Source organism: Streptomyces sp. NPDC045956 (assembly GCF_056430705.1).
On the sequence record NZ_JBWKKZ010000019.1, the window covers coordinates 42,974 to 60,824 of the forward strand.

At 68.5% G+C, this 17,851-nt stretch carries 22 protein-coding genes and 1 pseudogene; 12 read left to right on the forward strand and 11 right to left on the reverse strand.

Features of this window, described 5'->3' with window-relative positions; translation table 11 throughout:
* Positions 1-31: 31 nt before the first annotated feature.
* The 7 genes from AC07FV_RS34180 to AC07FV_RS34210 form a co-directional block, all read right to left on the reverse strand.
* Positions 32-391: a hypothetical protein gene (locus AC07FV_RS34180; RefSeq protein ID WP_479091604.1), complete on the reverse strand. Its 360-nt coding sequence runs from the start codon at positions 389-391 to the stop codon at positions 32-34.
* Positions 392-624: 233 nt separating this feature from the next.
* Positions 625-876: a hypothetical protein gene (locus AC07FV_RS34185; protein WP_479091606.1), complete on the reverse strand. Its 252-nt coding sequence runs from the start codon at positions 874-876 to the stop codon at positions 625-627.
* A 487-nt stretch (positions 877-1,363) separates the two neighbouring features.
* Positions 1,364-1,549: a hypothetical protein gene (locus tag AC07FV_RS34190; RefSeq protein ID WP_479091607.1), complete on the reverse strand. Its 186-nt coding sequence runs from the start codon at positions 1,547-1,549 to the stop codon at positions 1,364-1,366.
* The gene (locus AC07FV_RS34195) at positions 1,542-1,742 is read right to left on the reverse strand and encodes a hypothetical protein (RefSeq protein WP_467810328.1); all 201 of its coding nucleotides are present in this window, start codon (positions 1,740-1,742) and stop codon (positions 1,542-1,544) included. The genes AC07FV_RS34190 and AC07FV_RS34195 overlap by 8 nt, the downstream gene beginning before the upstream one ends.
* Complete coding sequence (locus AC07FV_RS34200) at positions 1,742-2,203, reverse strand: hypothetical protein (protein WP_479091609.1); 462 nt, start codon at positions 2,201-2,203, stop codon at positions 1,742-1,744. The genes AC07FV_RS34195 and AC07FV_RS34200 overlap by 1 nt, the downstream gene beginning before the upstream one ends.
* Positions 2,204-2,345: 142 nt before the next feature.
* Positions 2,346-2,621: a hypothetical protein gene (locus AC07FV_RS34205; RefSeq protein ID WP_479091610.1), complete on the reverse strand. Its 276-nt coding sequence runs from the start codon at positions 2,619-2,621 to the stop codon at positions 2,346-2,348.
* A gap of 131 nt (positions 2,622-2,752) precedes the next feature.
* Positions 2,753-3,625 (reverse strand): hypothetical protein, encoded by an 873-nt coding sequence (locus tag AC07FV_RS34210; RefSeq protein ID WP_479091611.1) that lies wholly within the window; start codon positions 3,623-3,625, stop codon positions 2,753-2,755.
* A 380-nt stretch (positions 3,626-4,005) separates the two neighbouring features.
* On the opposite strand from AC07FV_RS34210, the gene AC07FV_RS34215 reads away from it, so the two are divergent.
* The 8 genes from AC07FV_RS34215 (at position 4,006) to AC07FV_RS34250 (ending at position 10,884) form a co-directional block, all read left to right on the forward strand.
* Positions 4,006-4,800: a GntR family transcriptional regulator gene (locus AC07FV_RS34215; protein WP_479091613.1), complete on the forward strand. Its 795-nt coding sequence runs from the start codon at positions 4,006-4,008 to the stop codon at positions 4,798-4,800.
* On the forward strand, positions 4,797-5,546 hold the full coding sequence (locus tag AC07FV_RS34220) for a glycosyltransferase (protein WP_479091615.1): 750 nt from the start codon (positions 4,797-4,799) through the stop codon (positions 5,544-5,546). Before AC07FV_RS34215 ends, AC07FV_RS34220 begins: the two co-directional genes overlap by 4 nt.
* Positions 5,547-5,640: 94 nt before the next feature.
* The gene (locus tag AC07FV_RS34225; RefSeq protein ID WP_467810312.1) at positions 5,641-5,916 is read left to right on the forward strand and encodes a helix-turn-helix domain-containing protein; all 276 of its coding nucleotides are present in this window, start codon (positions 5,641-5,643) and stop codon (positions 5,914-5,916) included.
* Positions 5,917-6,308: 392 nt separating this feature from the next.
* Positions 6,309-7,367 carry a hypothetical protein gene (locus tag AC07FV_RS34230; RefSeq protein ID WP_479091617.1) on the forward strand — a complete coding sequence of 353 codons (1,059 nt, stop codon included), beginning with the start codon at positions 6,309-6,311 and terminating at the stop codon, positions 7,365-7,367.
* 2 nt (positions 7,368-7,369) lie between these two features.
* Positions 7,370-8,725, forward strand: coding sequence for a replicative DNA helicase (locus tag AC07FV_RS34235; RefSeq protein WP_479091633.1), 1,356 nt, complete (start codon positions 7,370-7,372; stop codon positions 8,723-8,725).
* A 115-nt stretch (positions 8,726-8,840) separates the two neighbouring features.
* Positions 8,841-9,395 (forward strand): telomere-protecting terminal protein Tpg, encoded by a 555-nt coding sequence (tpg, locus tag AC07FV_RS34240; protein WP_479091619.1) that lies wholly within the window; start codon positions 8,841-8,843, stop codon positions 9,393-9,395.
* 66 nt (positions 9,396-9,461) lie between these two features.
* Positions 9,462-10,472, forward strand: coding sequence for a DUF6292 family protein (locus AC07FV_RS34245; RefSeq protein WP_479091620.1), 1,011 nt, complete (start codon positions 9,462-9,464; stop codon positions 10,470-10,472).
* 16 nt (positions 10,473-10,488) lie between these two features.
* Positions 10,489-10,884 (forward strand): hypothetical protein, encoded by a 396-nt coding sequence (locus AC07FV_RS34250; protein WP_479091621.1) that lies wholly within the window; start codon positions 10,489-10,491, stop codon positions 10,882-10,884.
* Between the two features lie 57 nt (positions 10,885-10,941).
* Here the strand turns inward: AC07FV_RS34250 and AC07FV_RS34255 are convergent, their stop codons facing one another.
* Positions 10,942-11,136 (reverse strand): DUF4259 domain-containing protein, encoded by a 195-nt coding sequence (locus AC07FV_RS34255; protein ID WP_479091622.1) that lies wholly within the window; start codon positions 11,134-11,136, stop codon positions 10,942-10,944.
* Here AC07FV_RS34255 and AC07FV_RS34260 point away from each other — a divergent pair.
* Both AC07FV_RS34260 and AC07FV_RS34265 read left to right on the forward strand, forming a co-directional pair.
* Positions 11,074-11,574 (forward strand): annotated as a pseudogene (locus AC07FV_RS34260) (IS5 family transposase); the annotation flags it as partial. The gene AC07FV_RS34255 and the pseudogene AC07FV_RS34260 overlap by 63 nt on opposite strands.
* 1,035 nt (positions 11,575-12,609) lie before the next feature.
* Positions 12,610-13,038 carry a hypothetical protein gene (locus AC07FV_RS34265; RefSeq protein ID WP_479091623.1) on the forward strand — a complete coding sequence of 143 codons (429 nt, stop codon included), beginning with the start codon at positions 12,610-12,612 and terminating at the stop codon, positions 13,036-13,038.
* A 174-nt stretch (positions 13,039-13,212) separates the two neighbouring features.
* On the opposite strand, the gene AC07FV_RS34270 is transcribed toward AC07FV_RS34265, so the two are convergent.
* The 3 genes from AC07FV_RS34270 to AC07FV_RS34280 all read right to left on the reverse strand — a co-directional run bounded on the left by AC07FV_RS34270 (position 13,213) and on the right by AC07FV_RS34280 (position 15,788).
* The gene (locus AC07FV_RS34270) at positions 13,213-13,491 is read right to left on the reverse strand and encodes a hypothetical protein (RefSeq protein WP_479091624.1); all 279 of its coding nucleotides are present in this window, start codon (positions 13,489-13,491) and stop codon (positions 13,213-13,215) included.
* A gap of 65 nt (positions 13,492-13,556) precedes the next feature.
* Positions 13,557-14,144: an SMI1/KNR4 family protein gene (locus AC07FV_RS34275; protein WP_479091635.1), complete on the reverse strand. Its 588-nt coding sequence runs from the start codon at positions 14,142-14,144 to the stop codon at positions 13,557-13,559.
* Between the two features lie 42 nt (positions 14,145-14,186).
* Positions 14,187-15,788 (reverse strand): ISL3 family transposase, encoded by a 1,602-nt coding sequence (locus tag AC07FV_RS34280; RefSeq protein WP_479091625.1) that lies wholly within the window; start codon positions 15,786-15,788, stop codon positions 14,187-14,189.
* A 732-nt stretch (positions 15,789-16,520) separates the two neighbouring features.
* Between AC07FV_RS34280 and AC07FV_RS34285 the strand changes: the two genes are divergently transcribed.
* A complete protein-coding gene (locus AC07FV_RS34285) occupies positions 16,521-16,892 on the forward strand; it encodes a DUF3846 domain-containing protein (protein ID WP_479091626.1) in 372 nt (123 codons plus the stop codon).
* 142 nt (positions 16,893-17,034) lie between these two features.
* Complete coding sequence (locus AC07FV_RS34290; protein ID WP_479091628.1) at positions 17,035-17,610, forward strand: DUF7178 family protein; 576 nt, start codon at positions 17,035-17,037, stop codon at positions 17,608-17,610.
* The last annotated feature ends 241 nt before the right edge of the window (positions 17,611-17,851 follow it).

Genomic DNA, 17,851 nt, shown 5'->3' on the forward strand with positions numbered 1-17,851 from the left:
CCAGCGCCTTCGCCTCCCGCTCGTAGGCCCGTCAGCGGTCCGGGGCGTCCCTGACGACTCGGCGGAGTTCGGCGACGTAGGCGGCCTTCTTCCACTCCTCGCGGGCCGCCTCGTACAGGTTGGCCATCACGACGCCGGCCTTTTCCCGCAGCAGGTGCTCAGCCTCGTTGTCCGACTCCCTGACGTAGCTGAGCTTCGAGTCGTTGTAGAAGGCCCGGGGCGTGCACGGCTCCTCCTCGCGGCCGGTGAACGGCGCGAAGACGAACGACAGCCCGAAGTACGGGTGGGGCTCGATCTTGCGCAGGTAGGGCGGGAAGTGCGGCGTGAGCCGGGCGTGGATCTCACGCATTTCCTCGGGCGTGATCTGGAACGTGCGGTCGAGAGACGACATGGCAGGTACTCCTTTGCGAGTCGAGGGCGTACGCGGACGCGGGACAGCGGGCCCGCCCGCGGCGGCCGGCTGCTTGCGCTCCAGCCCGGACTCGTCCAGGGGCGCGCGTAACGGGATCAGACGGGACACAGGGGCCTCCCCTGGCAGACGGACGGAGCGCGGCCGCGTGGCTCCCCTGGACCGCGTCCGGTCCCTCACCGGAGTGGTGAGGGACCGGACGGGTCAGGCAGCCGTCAGACGGCGGTGGCGGGCCGGTGCTCAGTGGAGTAGCCGCGGGTGACCAGGGCGGCGGCCAGGTAGTCGGCGGCCTCCTCGTCGTCGATCCGCAGCTGGTAGCGGGCGAAAGCCAGGCAGGCGACCTGCCCCGGAGTGATCCGCTCCCGTGCGGCCATGTCCGAGGACAGCACCGCCGCGTCTCGGACCAGGTGCAGGGCGACCCTCATCAGTCGGGAGTGCCGCCGCCTGGCTCGCATCGTCTTCAGCATCTGGGTTCTCCTTCTTGCCGGGCTGTCCGGCTCCCCTGGACCGCGCCCGGACCAGCCACCGCGAGGTACGGGGCCGGGCGGGTCAGGCAGCCGTCAGACGGCGATCAGTCGAAGCGGAAGCCCTCCGGGAGCTCCCCGGCGCGCAGCGTGGCGGCCATCTCGCGGTACTCCGTGGCGTGGTTGCGGGCGGACTGTGCGGCCCGTGCGGCGCAGGCGCGGGTGTGGTCGCTGTTGCTCGGGTCGGCGGCGGCGCGTTCGCCGTCGGCGGCGGCCGCGTCGGAGCGGGCGGCGGCCTTGTTCTTAATCGGCCTCGCGGTTCATGCGGGCTCGGGTGATGCGGGCCATGGGTGAACTCCGTTCGGGCTGAGGAGGTTGAGAGCACTGTCCGGCTCCCCTCGCCGCGCCCGTACCGGCCACCAGGGGGTGGGGCCGGGACGGGCGGGGGAGGCAACCGACAGAGGTGGCGGTGTCGGCTGAGCGGGGTGGCTCAGCGGCTGCGCTTGCTGCGCAGGCGGGCAATGTGGGCGTCCTGCGACTGGATGAACAGGCGCCACAGTCGCTGTCCTTCGGGGCAGCGGCTGTCGTTCGTGCAGAGGGAGTTGGTGCAGTTGGTGCGGTGGTGCTGGTAGGCGGCGAGGGCCGCCATGTAGCGCTGGTACACGGGGTCAGACACGTGGTGCTCTCTCGTGGTGCCGGCGGGGGGAGTGGAGGTCGGCGACGCGATGTCCCGCGTCCCACGCTGCGGCTGCGGCCACCGCGGCGGCGGCAAGCAGCAGTCGGGTCAGGGGATGGTGGGTGCCGACGTGGGCGGCGGCCCGGGCCGCGCGGTGCTGCGCGGCCCGGGCCGCCTGTATGAGGTGCGGCATCACCCGAGGTTCTGGCAGGCGCCGCACGTCCAGGCGATGGCCGGCCCGGCCGGTTGCCCGGCGACGCCGAACCAGTTGCCGCAGGTGTCGCACTGCCATCCGCCGCTGGCCGTGGCGGGCGCCGGAGCAGCGGAGGCGGGCGGGCAGTCGGCGCCTGTGCAGTTCCACCGGAGGCACAGCGGGCAGGCGTCGTCGGCCATCACCGGGCGGTGCAGGGTGAGCACCGGCTGCCGCTCGTAGCCGGGCAGCATCTCCTGGAGCGTCCGGCGTGCGCGCCGCTCGGCGGGAACGCGGCTGTCGGCCTCACGGGTCATCCGCGTCAGCAGGTCGCCGAGCTGGCAGTGCGCGGCGCTGGCACACGCGCCAGCGTGGAAGCCACCGCACGGGCCGCACCAGTACTCGGGGTTGATCGCGGCCACTGTCGTACGGGCCGCGCTTCGTGTCATGATCGCTGCGGTCATGTGGATACTCCGAATCCTGTGACCAAGACAGCCCCGGAGCTCTCACCTTCCGGGGCTGTCGCTTGTGACTGGCCGGACGGCCAGCCACGGCCCTTCTCCCGCCCCTGTCAGCGGGGGTGGGAGAGGGACCGTGGCAGGCCGGTCAGGCAGCCGGGCCGTACGCGCTCCGGGCGGAGCGGACCAGGTAGTCGGACGTCGTCCAGACGGAGCCGACCACGAAGGGGGCGCCGTCGGGGCGGAGGGTGTCGCGGACGATGAGGGCCCATCGAGCGGCGTTCCGGTGCAGCAGCTGCGCGGCGTCCGTCGGGTTGGTGATGAGGGCCAGGACCTCGAAGCGCCCGTCCACATTCGCGTAGATGGCACCCGGGAGGCGGGGGCCGATCTCGTCCTGGACGCTCGGGTGGGGGATGCTGTGCATGCGGGTCGTCCTCTCCGAAAGGGTGACCAGCGAGAACCCCCAGGGGCATCCCTGGGGGTTCGTCGCGTGAGTGCGTCCTGCGCACTCCGTCGTGCGCCGTCCCGGCCGGGGCGGTGCACGACAGGGCGCGGTCAGGTGGTGATGCGGACCGGCTTCTCCGGTACCTGCGGGCCGCGGTAGTCGGAGACCGTGTTCGCCGGCCGCCTCCGGCAGGTGTTGTTGGCCTCCTCGACCGCCGTACCGGACCGCTTGGCCAGCGCCGTCGGGGCGGTGGTGTCCTCCTCGTGCTGCGCCCACTTGGTCGCTGCGCTCCGCGCGGCGACGCCCGACCGGTGCCGGGTGATCAGCGCGTCGATGCGCGCTTCCTTCTTGCTCACGCGGTCACGCTGCTCCTGACCGCGCTTCAGCAGCTCGTACTCGGCAGCCAGGCGAGCCCCGGTGACGCAGCGGCGGGTGCGCCCGCAGCGCAGGGCGACATTGATCTGCGCGCACTCCGTCGAGCACTTCTTGGAGCACGTGCACGTCGCCTTGCACCCGTTGAGGTGCTTGTTGCTGCACCGGCACTTCGGCCGGCACTCGGCGAGGTGCTTGCGGTAGGCGTCGAGTGCGGCGGCCGCGCTCGGGGCCGGCGGGGCCATCGCGGTGACCGGCTTGGGCGGGGCCGGGATGGGCTTGTGGTGCTGACGGGCGGAGCGGCGACCGCTCGCCGTGCTGTCCGCGGCGAGCAGCCTCTGACTCCATTCCTCCACGGTGAGGTCGATGGTGATGCGCTGCGCGCTTCCCGGGCAGCGAGGGCTCCTGGGCGGCTTGTCGCCGTAGTAGCGGCGCTCGCCGGACTTCGGAGTCGTGATGCTGGCGCGGTGGGGGTGGATCATCGAGCGGGTGAGGCGGTGCCAGGTCTCGCAGTCCGGGCAGACCGCGGAAGCCGGTTCGCCGTCGCGGAGGTTGAGGTGCTCGGGCCGCATGGCGCTGGCCTGGAGCGGAGCACGTCCGTTGTGACGCATCTGGTGTCTCCCTTGCTGCTGCGTTCTCCGACGTCCAGGAGCCGAAGCAAGTCCTGCTCCTGGTCGACGGGCAGCGCAGCGGCTGCGGGTGGCTCACCTGGCTGTGCTCCGGGGATGACCTCGTGGTTCGTCACCCCGGCCGCGCATGTAAACGCGGTCAGCCAGACGTATGGAGTTGTTGACGCTCATGAGGTGAGATCCGTGTGAGGATCGCTACCCTTCTTCAAACCAGATCGCATCATCCAACTTGCGATGGATGCGGTCGCAAGAAGAAGGTGACACACTTGAGCGGCAAGGTCAACATGCAACGCAAGTTGGATTGCGAATCCAACTTGCGTTGCATGTTGCATGGGGCGATCACAGGGTGAGAGAGTGCAGCTATGGCGAAGGCATCGAAGTATCAAGAGCTGGCCGACAGGCTGGCCGGCGCGATCAGGGAGGAGTACGAACCTGGTGACCGCTTCCCCACCATCATGGAACTCGCCAAGGCCTACGGCGTGGCGCCCAACACCGTCAGCAAGGCGGTCCAGGTACTGAAAGAGCGCGGCCTGTTGTCTGGCAAGCCCGGCGGTACGACCCGGGTGCGAGTCCAGCCGATGCAGCAAGTCAGGACGAACACCCGGTACCAGATCGAGAAGGACATGGTGCTGCGTCCGGAAGAGGAACGCCGCGGCACGGGCGTCGCCGAGTTGGAGCACCGGGTCCCGGTGTCCTCCATGTACGAGAACCTGGTAGACATCGACGTCGTTCCGGCGTCGGTGGACGTAGCCGAAGCTCTTGAACTCGAGCCCGGCGACCTTGTCCTGCGCCGCGTCAATACGCGTCGGCACCGACGCGGAGCCGGCGTCGGCAGGTCCGTGTCGTACATGCCGCACGACCTCGCCAGTCGGAATCCGCAACTGTTCGACCCAGAACGCGAACCGTGGCCTGGCGGCGCTCTCCACCAGCTGCACACCGTCGGCATCGAAGTAGAGCGGATCGAGGACTGGGTCACGGCCTCCATGCCGACCGACGCCGAGATGGAGGAACAGGACATCCCTCCAGGGGTTCCGGTGCTGCGCATCCAGAAGGTCTCCTACGCCACCAGCGGATCAGCGGTAGAACTCACTGAAATCCCTCTGCCTGCCGACCGCGTAAAGCTGCGGTACACAACCCCCATGAGGCCCTGGTCATGACACGAACGATTAGCGTCGTCACCCCCGTCTACGACGGCGGGGACGCATACCTGCACGAGGCCTACGAGTCGCTGCGCGATGAGCGGCCACGCCTCCCTGAAGGCTGGGATCTTCAGTGGCTGGTCCAGGAGGACGGCACAACCGGCAAGCCTGCCCAGAAGCTGCCGAATGAGCCCTGGATCTCACCCGGCATGGCGAGCAAGGGAGGCGCTGGCGTCGCGCGCACCATGGCCCTGCCGCGCGCGACCGGCGAACTGGTGCGCACGCTGGACGCGGACGACGTCATCGTGCCCGGCGGCCTGGCCCGTGACATCAGCACGATGGAGGCGCACCCCGAGATCGGCTGGTGCATCTCAGCTGGACTGGACTTGCTCCCTGACGGCTCGACCGCGGCGGGTCCCTATGACCCGCCCGAGGGCCCCCTGCCCTACGAGGACCTACTTGAGGGCTACGACAACGACCTCTTCCCGGTACTCGGAACTCACCTGACGGTGAGGAAGCCCCTACTGTTCGCGGTAGGCGCATGGCCGGCCATCCCGGCATGGGAGGCGATTGCAGTCGTGCTGTGCTGCGCCGCCGTCTCAGACGGGTGGATGATCGAGAAGCCAGGTGGCTACTACCGGAAGCACCCGGGCCAGACCACCGCCCAAGCCGCATACGCCGACGTCGCCGACGAAGAAGACCTGCGCGCCATTGTGAGGGCACAGGCCGAAGCCCTACACAACCTCGGCTGGCGATGGCCCTAGACCAAACCGGTTGGTGACACACCGTCAACTTCCCCCACCGCTTGTCAAGATCTTTGTATAGTTCATCTCGACGCAGAGCAAGGAGGCGAGATCGATGTCCGATCTAGTACAAGCGGTAGACGCTCTGATTGCCCGCGTGCACCCGCTGCCCCCTCCTGAGGTCCGCGCGCGTCTCCGCAAGGCAGATGACCTGACCCAGGAGGACGTCGCGCGCGCGCTTGGGATCACTCGCGTGGCGTTCAATCGGTGGGAGGTGGGAGCTGCGAAGCCGCGTCCGAGGCATCTTGCGGCCTATGCGCACTTCCTCAGGAGGCTGGCAGCCAAGCACCCCGATGCAGCCGCGGGCTACGACTTCACGAAGGTGAGCTGACCGTGTTTCGCTCCGTTCGGTCCCCGTAATGCGAAGCGGCCCCTGTCGCCACAACAGGAGCCGCTTCCAAGTCCGACTCAATCGCCCTTGCCAAGCCTTGAGTCGTGATCCGGTGAGGTGACCTCGCCGGGGGTGATACCCGCGGGCCTTCGGCCCTCGTGGTCACCTCTACCCAGAGTATGCGCCACAGATTGCGCAACGCCACTACTCTCGGGTTCTGATCGGTCACATCTACTGGTCACGACTCCCCTACCTGGGGAGATCACTCCTTGTACGGCCAGCAACACACATCGAATAGCCGTCCCGTAGATGAGACGGGGCGACTGACAGCAGCGCAGGCGCCCGTAAGCGGCGTCTCTGTCCCCCGGCACATGGGTGTCGGAAGCGACCTGGTGCACAGCCTCGATTACGTCGTGCTTCTCCAGGTGATGTTCAACCTTGCCTCCCGGGTGGAGTCCACGCCGCTGAGCGTCTGGAAGCAGCTCCAGGAGCGCGGTATCCGGTCCGCGAAGAACGCGCGGGAGCTGGTAGGCAGGAACGCCGTGTACGAGGCGTTCTCCCGGCTGCTGGACGCCGGTTACGTGCGCCGGACGCAGCTGCCGCACCCAACCAAGCCCGGCCGCAAGGGACCGGTCGTCTACGAGGTCTTCGACAACCCGGCTTGGAATCCGGACTGGTCCCCGACGGCCCCTGAGAGCGAAGATCACGGGAGGGTAAAGCCGCAGGTCGTAACGCTTCCCGGAACGCCGGAAGCGTCGTTCGGGGAAGCAGGCGAAACCGCAGGTCAGAACGCTTCCCGGAACGCGGGAAGCGGTAACGACGGGTCCGGCGTTCCGGGAAGCGGTAAACGGCACGTTCCCGCAGGTCGGAACGCTTCCCCGGTTCCGGGAAACGGAATCGCTTCCCCCCCACACCCCCCGGAGGAGGAGGATTCCTCCTCCCCTACCCCTCCCACGCGTCCCTCGGGTGCGCTTCCGTCACAGCGGGAGGAGGCGCAGGAGTCTGCTCCGGAGGAGATCCGTGCGGCTGAGGACTTCCTTCAGCAGATGCAGCGGTGGCAGGCGGGCGCGGCAACCGCGCGCAGCTGTGCACCAAAGCTTGTGCGCACGATGCGTGAGCAGGGCTGGCCGTCCCTGGTGGGGGCCGATGCCGGGTACACGGCTTTGCTCGAAGCGGAGGTGCTGAAGAACACGGGTGGTGCGGCCTCCTGGACCAAGTGCCTGCCCGGGTGGGTACGCGACCTGCGCCGCTACGCCCTGGTCCGCCCGCAGCCCGCAACTGCTCCCGCGCCGGGTAGCGGCTCACGGTCGACGGCCGCGGTGCGCGATGTCATCGAGGCCTGCCCGGCGTGCGATGAGTACGGCTGGCTGCTCGACGACGACGACGACGCCCCACAGCGGCGATGCACGCACCCCGCCACCACCCGCAACGAAATGGAGACGGCCAAGTGACCATGACTCTTGACCAGGAACAAGCCGTCTCCGTTGAGGCCGAGAACCGGGCACTGGGGGCCTGCCTGATGGCCACGCCCTCATACGACCCAGTCGCCGACGTGGCCCGTGCAGTGCGCGATGGCGACTGGCACGAGCCCGCGCACGAGCTGGTGTGGTTGGCCGTGCAGCGGCTGCATGGCGCAGGGCGTCCGACCGGACTGCCCGCGGTAGAGGCACAGCTGCGCAGCACCGGCGACCTCGAGCGCGCCGGCGGCGTTGTGGGACTGTCCCGGCTCGCGAGCGAGGCCTGCTCGGTGGTCGAGGCCGGCCACTACGCCGACCTTGTGCACGGCTACGCGCAGGTACGTCGCTACCAGCAGGCCCTCGTGCGCGGCATGCAGGGCGCTCGCCAGGCAGATCCGCTGTCGGTGCCGGACACGATCGCCGCCCACCAGGCGGAGCTGGAGTCCCTGGCCGCCGACGACCAGGACGACAACGACACCTTCGGCCGGTTCGGCGACCACCTGGACGCCCACCTGGACAGCCTGGCCGTCTCCGTCCCGCCTGCGGCCGTCACCGGGTTCACCGACCTCGACAGCCTGATGAAACTCATGCCCGGCCAAATGATCCTGGTCGCCGCCCGCCCCGCCATGGGCAAGTCCGCGTTCGCGCTCGGTGTCGCCACCGCCAACGCCCGCAAAAGCGGCCCAACCCTGGTGCACAGCTTGGAGATGGGCCGGGCCGAAGTCAGCAACCGGATCCTGTCGGCCCGGGCGAGGGTGGCGTTCCACCACATCCGCGACGGCGTCGACAGCCTCACCCAGGACGACTGGGATCGCCTTGACCGGTACACCCCGGAGCTGAAGGGCCTGCCGCTGTGGATGGACTACAGCGCCCGCGTCAGCCCCGCCCGCATCCGCTCCCGCATCAAGACCGTCATCCGAGAGACCGGCCGCGCGCCGCTCGTGGTCGTCGACTACCTCCAGCTGATGCAGACCGACCAGCGCAACAACCGGCAGTCGACCTACGACCGCGTCACTGAGATCAGCCGCGAACTCAAGATCCTCGCCTCCGACACCGGTGCCGTGATCATCGCCCTGGCCCAGCTCAACCGCGGACCCGAGCAGCGGCAGGATAAACGGCCGGCCGTGAGCGACCTGCGGGACTCTGGCGCCCTGGAACAGGACGCCGACGCGATCATCCTGCTGCACCGCGAGGACTACTACGAGCCCGAGTCCGAACGGTCCGGCGAAACCGACCTGATCGTGGCCAAGCACCGCAACGGCCCCACAGCGACCGTCACCGTGGCCCACCAGTTCCACTACAGCCGCCTGCGCGACATGTCCGGCGCGGAAGAACCGGAACCGGCCCGCTAACCGCCCTGGAAGCCGCTGTGCGGCGCGATCATGGGTGGGCTGGAGACTTTCCTCCATCCTGCCCGTGATCGCCCCGCAGTGGCCCCCACAGCCGATCATGAACAGGAGTGGCCCCGTGGGCATCATCGGAGACGGCCTCAACCGTGCCGTACAGGGCGCGTTCACCCGCCCCATCCCCAAGTCAGCCGGCGCGCAGATGCGCTACCTGGTCAAGCAGCTCAAGGGCACCCGCGCGGTGGCTGGCCTGCTTGGCGTCTCGCAGCGCACCGTCGAGCGCTACGTGAAGGACCAGATCCGCCGGCCGCGCGCGGACCTGGCGCAGCGCCTGGAGGACGCCGTGCGCCAGCGCTGGCAGCCCCGCGTACGCGAGCGGGCCCGCCGCCAGGCCGCCAGCACTGCGGGCATCATCATCGACACCCGGGCCCGCTTTGGGTTCACCGCGCCGGTCGGCACCACCGACGACGCCCGCGTCCGGCACCTCACGCTCGCCCTGCCCCCGCACCACGCCGCCCGCCTCTTCGACGCGCAGAACGCCGGCGCCAGCGAGCAGCAGCTGCGCGGCCTGGCCGCCGAAGCGCTCGGCGAGGTCTACTTCCGCGACGGCGGCCGCCGTGCCGGAGGCCTGGAGGTCGAGTTCACCGACGTCGAGCACGTGGAGTTCGACCTGTAGCCCGGTAGCGGAATCACCTACCGTTTTCTCGACAACTCCGGCGGTGCGCCGGACTGGGAGGCCCACATGATCCGCGCCGGACGCCAGCACCTGGTGCGTACTCTCGCCGACATCGCCGCGCAGCAGGGCATCGCCCTGCAGACCCTGCTGAACAGCGGCCAGCACCAGGAGGAGGGTTTCCCCGCGCCGCTCAACGCGGGCCGGACCCGCCTCTACGACGGCGAGCAGGTCGAGGCGTACCTGGCCGGGCGCCCCGTCCCCGCGCTGCCGACGACGGATGACGACGAGGACCTGCTGGACCGTCAGGAGGCTGCCGCGCTGAGCGGGGTGCCCCTGTCGGTGTGGGACCGCCGTAGGAAGGACCCGGCCGTCAGCGAGCACATGGTGCGGGTGGGCGGGGTCGAGCACTGGCCCCGCCACATCGTGCGCGACTACACCCCCGCCCCCCGCCGCCGTACCGGCGGCAGTGGCGGGGGCCGGCCTACCGGCTCCGGGGACCAGGTCCCCCGCGACCAGCTGCCCGCGCGCGTCGCCCAGCTCCTGGACGCCGACCCCGCCCTCACCGCGGCCGCCGTCACCGACACCCTCGGCGTGCACCGCAACACGGCCCAGGCCGCCCTGACACAGAGCCGCGCGGAGCGGATGGCCGATCTCATGGAGCAACGCGCGCTCACAGCCCCCCAGGCCGCCGCAGCGCTCGACTACCCAGCCAGCCAGACCCGCCGCGCCACCGTCCGCGCCGACGCCATCCTCCGCGGCCGCCAGGCCCGCCCCTACCTCACCGCCGTTGCCCAGGCGCTGCACGCGCGCGGGTGGAGCTCCACCGACACCCCGCCGACCATCCAGCACCCCGACGACGACGTGTGCGTCGCCGCGCTGGTCCTGGACGCCCCCGCGGCGCCCGCCCCCGCCCTGGTGTGGTCCGAGCGGTACGGCTGGCGCACCGCGTCCTCCCGCCGGCACCCGCTCGGCAAAGGCGCAGCATGGCCCGCGCCCGGCGACGGCGTCCGGCACCTCGCCACCGGCACGACTCCTGCGCCCGCCGACCTCGTGAACGCCCTCGACAGCACCAGCTGACAGGAGACGCTCCGCCATGAAGAGGACCCAACTCCCCGACGGCGCCTTTCCCCCCGATGCCCCGCTCGACGTCTACGCCTCGTCGATCACTGAAGCCGACGCCGCGGCCATCGAGAGCTTCATCATGGCGCGGCTCGACGAAGTGGCCGTCCGCTACCAGCCGACCGCTTTGGAGACCCGTATCGCCCAGAGCCTCTACGAAGCCGTCGGCTACCAGATCGATGAGATGCGAGACACCCTCGCCAACCCCACCCCGCAGACGCTGCGGGAACGGCTCGACCTCTGGAACAGCCTCATGCACACCTTGGAGCCGTGGCGGGGCGCCCCGGGCCACGACGGCGACCGCTGGCGCCTGATGACCTGGACCGACGAAACAGCCCCTGCACGCGCCGCCCGGCGCCGGGAGCGGTAAGCACTGGCTTTGTCCAGGAGAACGGGTTCTGGCACGACTTCCGTGAACCAGTCACTATTAGTGATCAGCAGGTGCTTCGAGTGCCTGGAGGATCTGTCGCACTTCCCGCCGCCACTGATCGGCGTCGGCGCTGTCCACCCAGCCGGTAGCCATCTCTGATCCGTCCCCAAGAACTCGGTCCAGTGCGAGTCTCGCCGACGCGCGAAGCGAGGCATTGGCCGGTCCCGCGGTGGACTGACCACGAAGATCCACCTCGCGGCCGACGACCGCTGCCGGCCGCTGGCCTTCTACCTCACCGCCGGACAGGCCGGCGACGCACCCGCCTTCATGGAGGTGATGGCCCGCCTGCGCGTGCCACGACGCCGTGGACGCCCCCGCACCAGGCCAGCCATGGTCCTGGCCGACAAGGCATACTCCTCCCGCGCGATCCGGAACCACCTGCGCAGACGCGGCATCCGCGCGGTGATCCCGGAACGGGCCGACCAGCAAGCCAACCGACGGCGGCATGGACAGGCTGGCGGCAGACCGCCCGCCTTCGACCGGGAGATGTACAAGCAGCGCAACGCCGTCGAGCGGTGCATCAACCGCCTGAAGCAGTGGCGCGGCATCGCCACCCGCTACGAGAAGACGGCGACCATCTACCTCGCCGGACTCCACATCGCGGGCATCTTCCTCTGGTCGGCTCGGTGATCCAAACGAAACCCCCTAGGTGCTCAAGTGCTGTGACCGGTGCGCCGCGACGGCGGTTGCCGGCCCGCCCCTCGTGGCGAGCACGGCATCTGTACGACAGTCCTACGATCTCGCTAGTGTGTTGCCCTGCTGTGATCAACATCGCCTCACCTGCACTCAGCAGCGTGCCTCACCGACCCTCTGGAAGGATCCAGATGCGCTTCGCCCGTCGCACCTTGGTGCTACTCACGACCTTGGCAACCGTCATGGGTATCAACCTGTTCGTATCGTCACCCGCACAGGCCGCCGTCTCCTGTTCCGGGACGGTCACCTTCCGGGAGCAATACCAAGGCAGCCCAACCGAAATCGCTATGGAAGTGGTCGTCTACTACAACTCCTCCAACGGAGGCACTAACAGTCTCTGCGTATATCACCGTGGCCCTGCTTACGGCGTCGCCACCTTTACATCTGCCCTCATCGTTCGATGCGAGGAGAGTTCGGGTGAGGGACAGCCATGCACCCAAACCCCAGTAATGGACAAAGACTCGGGCAACTATGCCTATTACGCTGGCCCCGTCGGTGTGACTGGCACGGCCAACAAGTGTGTTGGAATTAAAGCCACCATGACGTGGAAGACTTGGACACTGGGAGAGAAGGGCACGGGACTCTGGAGGATAGGCTGTTGAACTCATCCGGCGTCATCGGGTGTGAAGGAAGAACTTCCCGCACTAGGGCGTGAACGTCTGGCGGGGGGCAAGGGGGGAAACCGCCTGGCAGGGCTGACAGGCCGGGCAGTGGCCGGTGAGGAAGACCGCCAGGCGGGACGGCTCATCGTGGTCCCGAAGTAGGCTCTCATGCAGGACAGGGACACCACGGCTGCGGCGCCCACTTGCCCCGCCCCGTGTCCGAACACTCGCCGGGACCGCACCCAAGCACGAGGCAAGTTGAGCAGAACCGGCATCGCCAGTCTAGGATCCTCCCTTACGGGAGTGCTCCAGCTTCGGAGATGTGGGTCGTCGAGGGGAAGCGTCAATGGGTGGGCGAAAAGTCACCACGGTGACGGAGAACATGCCCCCGGTTGTAGGCCTGCCGGTCGCGCTTGAGCTTTCTGGTCTCATGACTCCCGTGCTTGCTCTGGCGGTGCCTTCTACTGTGCCGCGCAACGAGTTGGACGAATTCATCGCGCGTCATGGCTTCGTCCCCCGGGAACGCACGGCGCGAGCTTACGAGTCTCGTACGCGATGGGCAGTCGAACCTGATGGCCGGTTGGCGTTCACCTTCTCCGCTGATGAAAAGCCAGCCCGATTCGAGATGCCGAAGGAGCCCGAGATTCATGCTTGGGCCTCTTTCGCTATCGCCCGGGGAGGGACCGTGGGAGTGATGGTTCTGCCGGAAATGGATGTGCCGACAGCGATTGCAGTCGCACAGCGGACAGAGGTGGGCGGCGGGGAGTACTGGCTCTTGAGTGCCGTCTTGGCCACCTGATCACCAAGGGATCGTGTGAGCCGCTTCCAGCTCCAGCAGCTCGTCGAGCTGCGACAGCGGCAGCTACTGACCGGCCGCATGGGAAGAGGCCCCGGGACCAGGTCCCGGGGCCTCTTCAAGGTCCAGACCCACCCAGGGCTGACCGCGCACAGCCACTATCGCACCCGGCCGCGATCACCTGCCGATACGCAACGCCCTGGCCATGAAGTTGTTCGGCCTGGTCCCCGGGTGCCTGGTGTACGCGGCGAACACAACCTGGCCGCCCGACTCGAACCGCAGGGCCTTCGCCCGGCGCGGCCGGATGATGTGCGGCCGGGTGCCGTCGAGGACGAAGCGGGTCGCCGGGTGGTCGCAGGTGATGACCCCTTGGAGACCGTCCGGGCCCTCTTCGATGTGCCAGTCCACGAACTGGCCCATCCGGCCGGGCGCCTCGTTGCGGGCGATGTCCGCCACCCGCGCGGTCTTGCGGGCAAGCCTGCGCGGTTCTGGCTCACTTTCCGTGGAGTGATTACGAAGAGTCAGATCTTCGGAGCCAGGCGGTGGCGGCTTGGATGAGCACGAAGCCGAGGCGAGGTGAGTTCCAGGGCCCGGTTGTCGCGTCCGGCGCTCATGTGGTTGAGCCAGCGTTCGTACCAGTCGAGGAAGTCGATGGCGGAGGAGACATTGGGACCCCAGTACCCGTCGCTGTTACCGATGAGGACGCGGCCGGTGAGGGGACCGGTCACCGCGATGAGGCATACGTCGGTGCAGCCCATCTCGATGATGTGGAGGAAGAGATCGCGTCCGTGGGCCTTGGGTTCTCTGCCGTCGAAGCCGCGGGGCGTCCCTGGTTCTCCGCGCGGATTCATGACCATCAGGGAACATCGTTCCAGCGGCATGAGGCCGTAGAACGGCGCCGCGCCTGAGCCGCCGACCTGCGTGAGGAACTGCCGATAGGCGTCGGGCAGGACGATGTCGTGCTCGGCTTCGAACGCAGCGACGCGCGCTTCCGCCAGCTTCGGACCGAGGCGAAACTCGTGTTCCTCTTCTCCGAAGGAGTGACTGCGCAGGGGTTGGAAAGGGATCGCGGCCAGCTTGCGACGCAGGCGGGGTATGCGGGGATCCATCATGCTCTTCTCTCGTCCCCATCACCCTACGAGTGGCTGTGGTCAGATGGCCAGGAGAACCCTCTTCCGCAGGAGAGCGAAGCCGGCCCGGCCGAACATCTGGCGCTTGAGCATCTTGATCCGGTTGGCGTGTCCCTCGACCACGCCGGAGTTCCAGGGCAGGGTGAGCCCGGCGATGACGGCATCGCGGTCACGTTCTATGCCGGCGGCGAGGGTGTGGAGGCTGGGGAGGTTGTCGCGCCGAACGGCATCAAGCCACTGCGGCAGCCGTTCGCCCTGGCGCTCGGTGAGCATCTGGGCGAAGGACCGGACATGAGTGGTGAGGGCGTCGAGTTCGGGGCAGTGGACCAGGACGGCCTTGAGTCGAAGGCGGTCGATCTCTGGGAGGGGCTCGGGGCGTCGGAGAATCCAGCCGGCGACGACGCGGGGTGACGGTGACCGAGCTGTGATCGGGTTGGGAGAGGTCCGCTTCTCCCGGAAGTAGGCGCGAACGCGCTGGTAGCTGCCCTGATAGCCGAGTGGCACGATCTCCTCCCACACCGTCCAGGCGTTGGTGCAGCCCTGGTTCCAGCGGTCATCCAGGTAGGGCTTGAACGCGTCCAGCTTGGATGGCCGTCCCTGCCACTGCCCGCGGAAGAGGTCCTCCGGGGTGGCTGCGTCTGCGAAGAGCTTGACGGTGCGGGAGGTCATGCGGAGCTGGCGGCCGATCGCCCTCCGGCTGAGCCCGGCCGCCAGCAGTTCGCGGACGGCCGCGTGCTTGTCGCGGGTGCGGTCAGCGAAGCGGTGTCCCCTTGGCCAGGGCGAGTCGGAGGAGTTTTCGAGCTTCTTCTGCTCGGGGGCCGACTGGGCTGAATCCGGCGCCAGGACCTGCAGGCATCCGCGGTGGTCTGCGACGCATCGCTCGGCGGCCTCGCTCAGGTTGTGCCAAAGATGCCACCGGTCGGCGACCTGCACCGCTTGTGGTGCCCCGGCCATGGCGCCTTCAGCGAAGAACGGTGCCCGATCGCGGCAGACCACCTCCACCCCGGGCCGTTTCACGAGCCAAGCGGCCAGGCTGGACGCCTCCCGGTCGGGCAGCAAATCGACTGGACGCCGGCTTTCGACGTCGACCAGGACAGTCCCGTAGTGACGCCCTTTGCGGGTCGCGTACTCATCGACGCCGACGACCCGCGGGGCAGGAACCTCGGGGTCGGGCAACGCTTCGCCCAGCCGCAGCACCGTGCTGCGGCTCACCGAAACGCCGACCACGCTCGCCAAGCGGGCACCGGCCCGGCCGGCGAGCGCGAGCCCGACCGCGGCCAGCGTCGACCGCAGCCGCTCGGTCCGCCGGCCGTACCGACGTGTCAGCCCTGGCAGCTGTTCGGCGAAGGTCCGCTGCCCGCACGATGTGACCGGACAGAGGAATCTGCGGACGTGCAAACAGAGAGCGACCCGTCTGCCACCGCTGGGCACATCCGCGGGAAAGCGCAGGTAGGAACTGTGAACCCGCCGTGACCAGCTTCCGCATTCGGGACAGACGGCCTCAGCCACCGTGCTTCGAGCCTCTATGCGTACCGTCTCGTCGTTCACGTCGACCGACAGCACCGCCACGTCTGCGATCGACGGGAACAGTAACTCCTCCAGCCGAAGCACCACTTCATCCACGGGCCGAATTGTCAGCCACACCCCACCCGGTACGGGCCACTTTAGGCAACTTCCCTAGGGACCCACTCACCCGGCAACCGTCACTCAGCGTGCAAGCTCCACGGAAAGTGAGCCAGAACCCGTTCTCGTGAACAAAGCCATAAGCACCGCTGCCACAGACTGAAGGGCCCTCAGGACACCCCTGGGGGCCCTTGCCACGTCCGGCCGTGCCGCAGTGGGCGCACCAGCCGCAGGGATGACAGGGCGCAGCAAGAGCCCGGCCCTGATTCACCTGTCCTTGGGGAGCAGCGGGGCGGGGCCCGGCTGCCGCCCCGCCGGGGGCGTGTCTGGGGTGCTGCGCACCCCAGACCGCGCGCTGCGCGCGCTCACGCCCGGGTGGGCAGCACACCGGTTCGCTGCGCGTCCCGGACGCCCGCTGCGCGCGCTCGCGCTGCTCCACCCCCGCCGCAGGCCTGCTGCGCAGGCCTGCGGCGGGCCCGCCCGGACCCGGGGCAGTCGCTGCGCGATGCCCCGCCGCCTGCGGCGACCGGACGGGCAGATCCTCACCGCTGCGCGGCGTGGATCGGCGGCGCGACGACCGGGCCCCGCCCCGCCACTCCATATGGGTTGACCTGCGGAAATGTGGCCATAGTGATCGCGGAAGTAGCTAAATCGCGATACACTTTTCTTGTTGGTTGGCGGTGGCAGTCGGCCAACACCCCACACCACGCACGCCCATGAGAGGGGACACCCATGTCCGCATCCTTCGCCGTGATCATCCGCCCCAGCGCCGCGTTCAAGATCATCGAATTCACCGGCGACTCCCCCGCCGACCTCAGCGCCCTCTACAGGGAAATCGACTCCCCCAACATCACCGTCACCGACCTTTCCCCCGACCTTTCCGTATGGCTCAACGCCGACGGATACACCGGCTCCCACAACCCGCCGGCCACCGCCATTCTCAGCGCGATCGCGTCCGCACCCCAGGACCACCACGGCACCGCCGTATTCACCGGAATCGACACCCGAGATGCAACCACCGGCCTCACCCTCGACCGCTGCAAGGAACTACTCGCACTCGCCGGAATTCACGTTCCCGCATTCCCCCACCCGCGCACCAAGTAGCCACCGATGCGGGGGGAGGGCCGCACCTCCCCCCGCATTCCGGCCCTCTCCTCCACCGCGCCGCCCCACCTGAGTTGAGCCGCCCAAATGGCCCGCTCCTCACCATTTCGCGGCGCGCTCACAAACCCTTGAGGACTCAACCATGATCCCGGTCAAGAGCACCGAAGAGCAGCGCGCCGCGTACACTCAGGCCATCGTGGACATGTGGAACAACGCTACGCCCGACCAGCAGCGACGTGGCCGCACGTGGTACCACACCGCACACGAATTCGCCGCAGAGATCTCAGAGGGGGAGACCGGAAAGGGTGCGGGAGTGCTCGCAGCACTGTCCGCCAACAAGAGTTGGTCGGAGAATTGCCGACTCGCCCGTATAGCATTCATCGAAGGTGAAGCGAGCGGGCACGTCCGTGACGCGATCACCAAAGCCAATCGCATCATTGCGGGTACCGATCCCCGCGAAGTCTTGCCCATGCATATCAAGACGGGGTGCTTCTACGTGTGTATTGCCGACCCGGAAAACACAGAAGCCGTAGTGATCGACCGGCACGCACACGACATTGCCGTACGCGAAATCTACGGCCAGCGCGAGCGAGGATTGGGAGCAGTCACGCGATACAACACACTCGCCGACTGCTACCGAGCCGCCGCACAGCGAATCGGGGAAGTCCCCAGCAAAGTCCAGGCCGTTACCTGGGTGGCCCACATCGAACGGGGGTAGGGTCTGGTTCCAGAGTCAGTCTGGTGCTGCATTTTGAAGCACGGGGATGGCCTGGTTCTGCCAAAGCTACATGGGGCTTCACCTGATGCAGAGTCACCACCCCCCGCCATCCTCCCTCCTCGCTGCCCGGGCCGCAGGCCCGTTCCGTGCCCGCGCAGCGGGTGCGGCCGGGTGACTGGAGCGCAGCGGGGGCCACCCCGGCGGGGCAACGCCCCGCAGCTCCGGGAGCGCAGCGGACGGG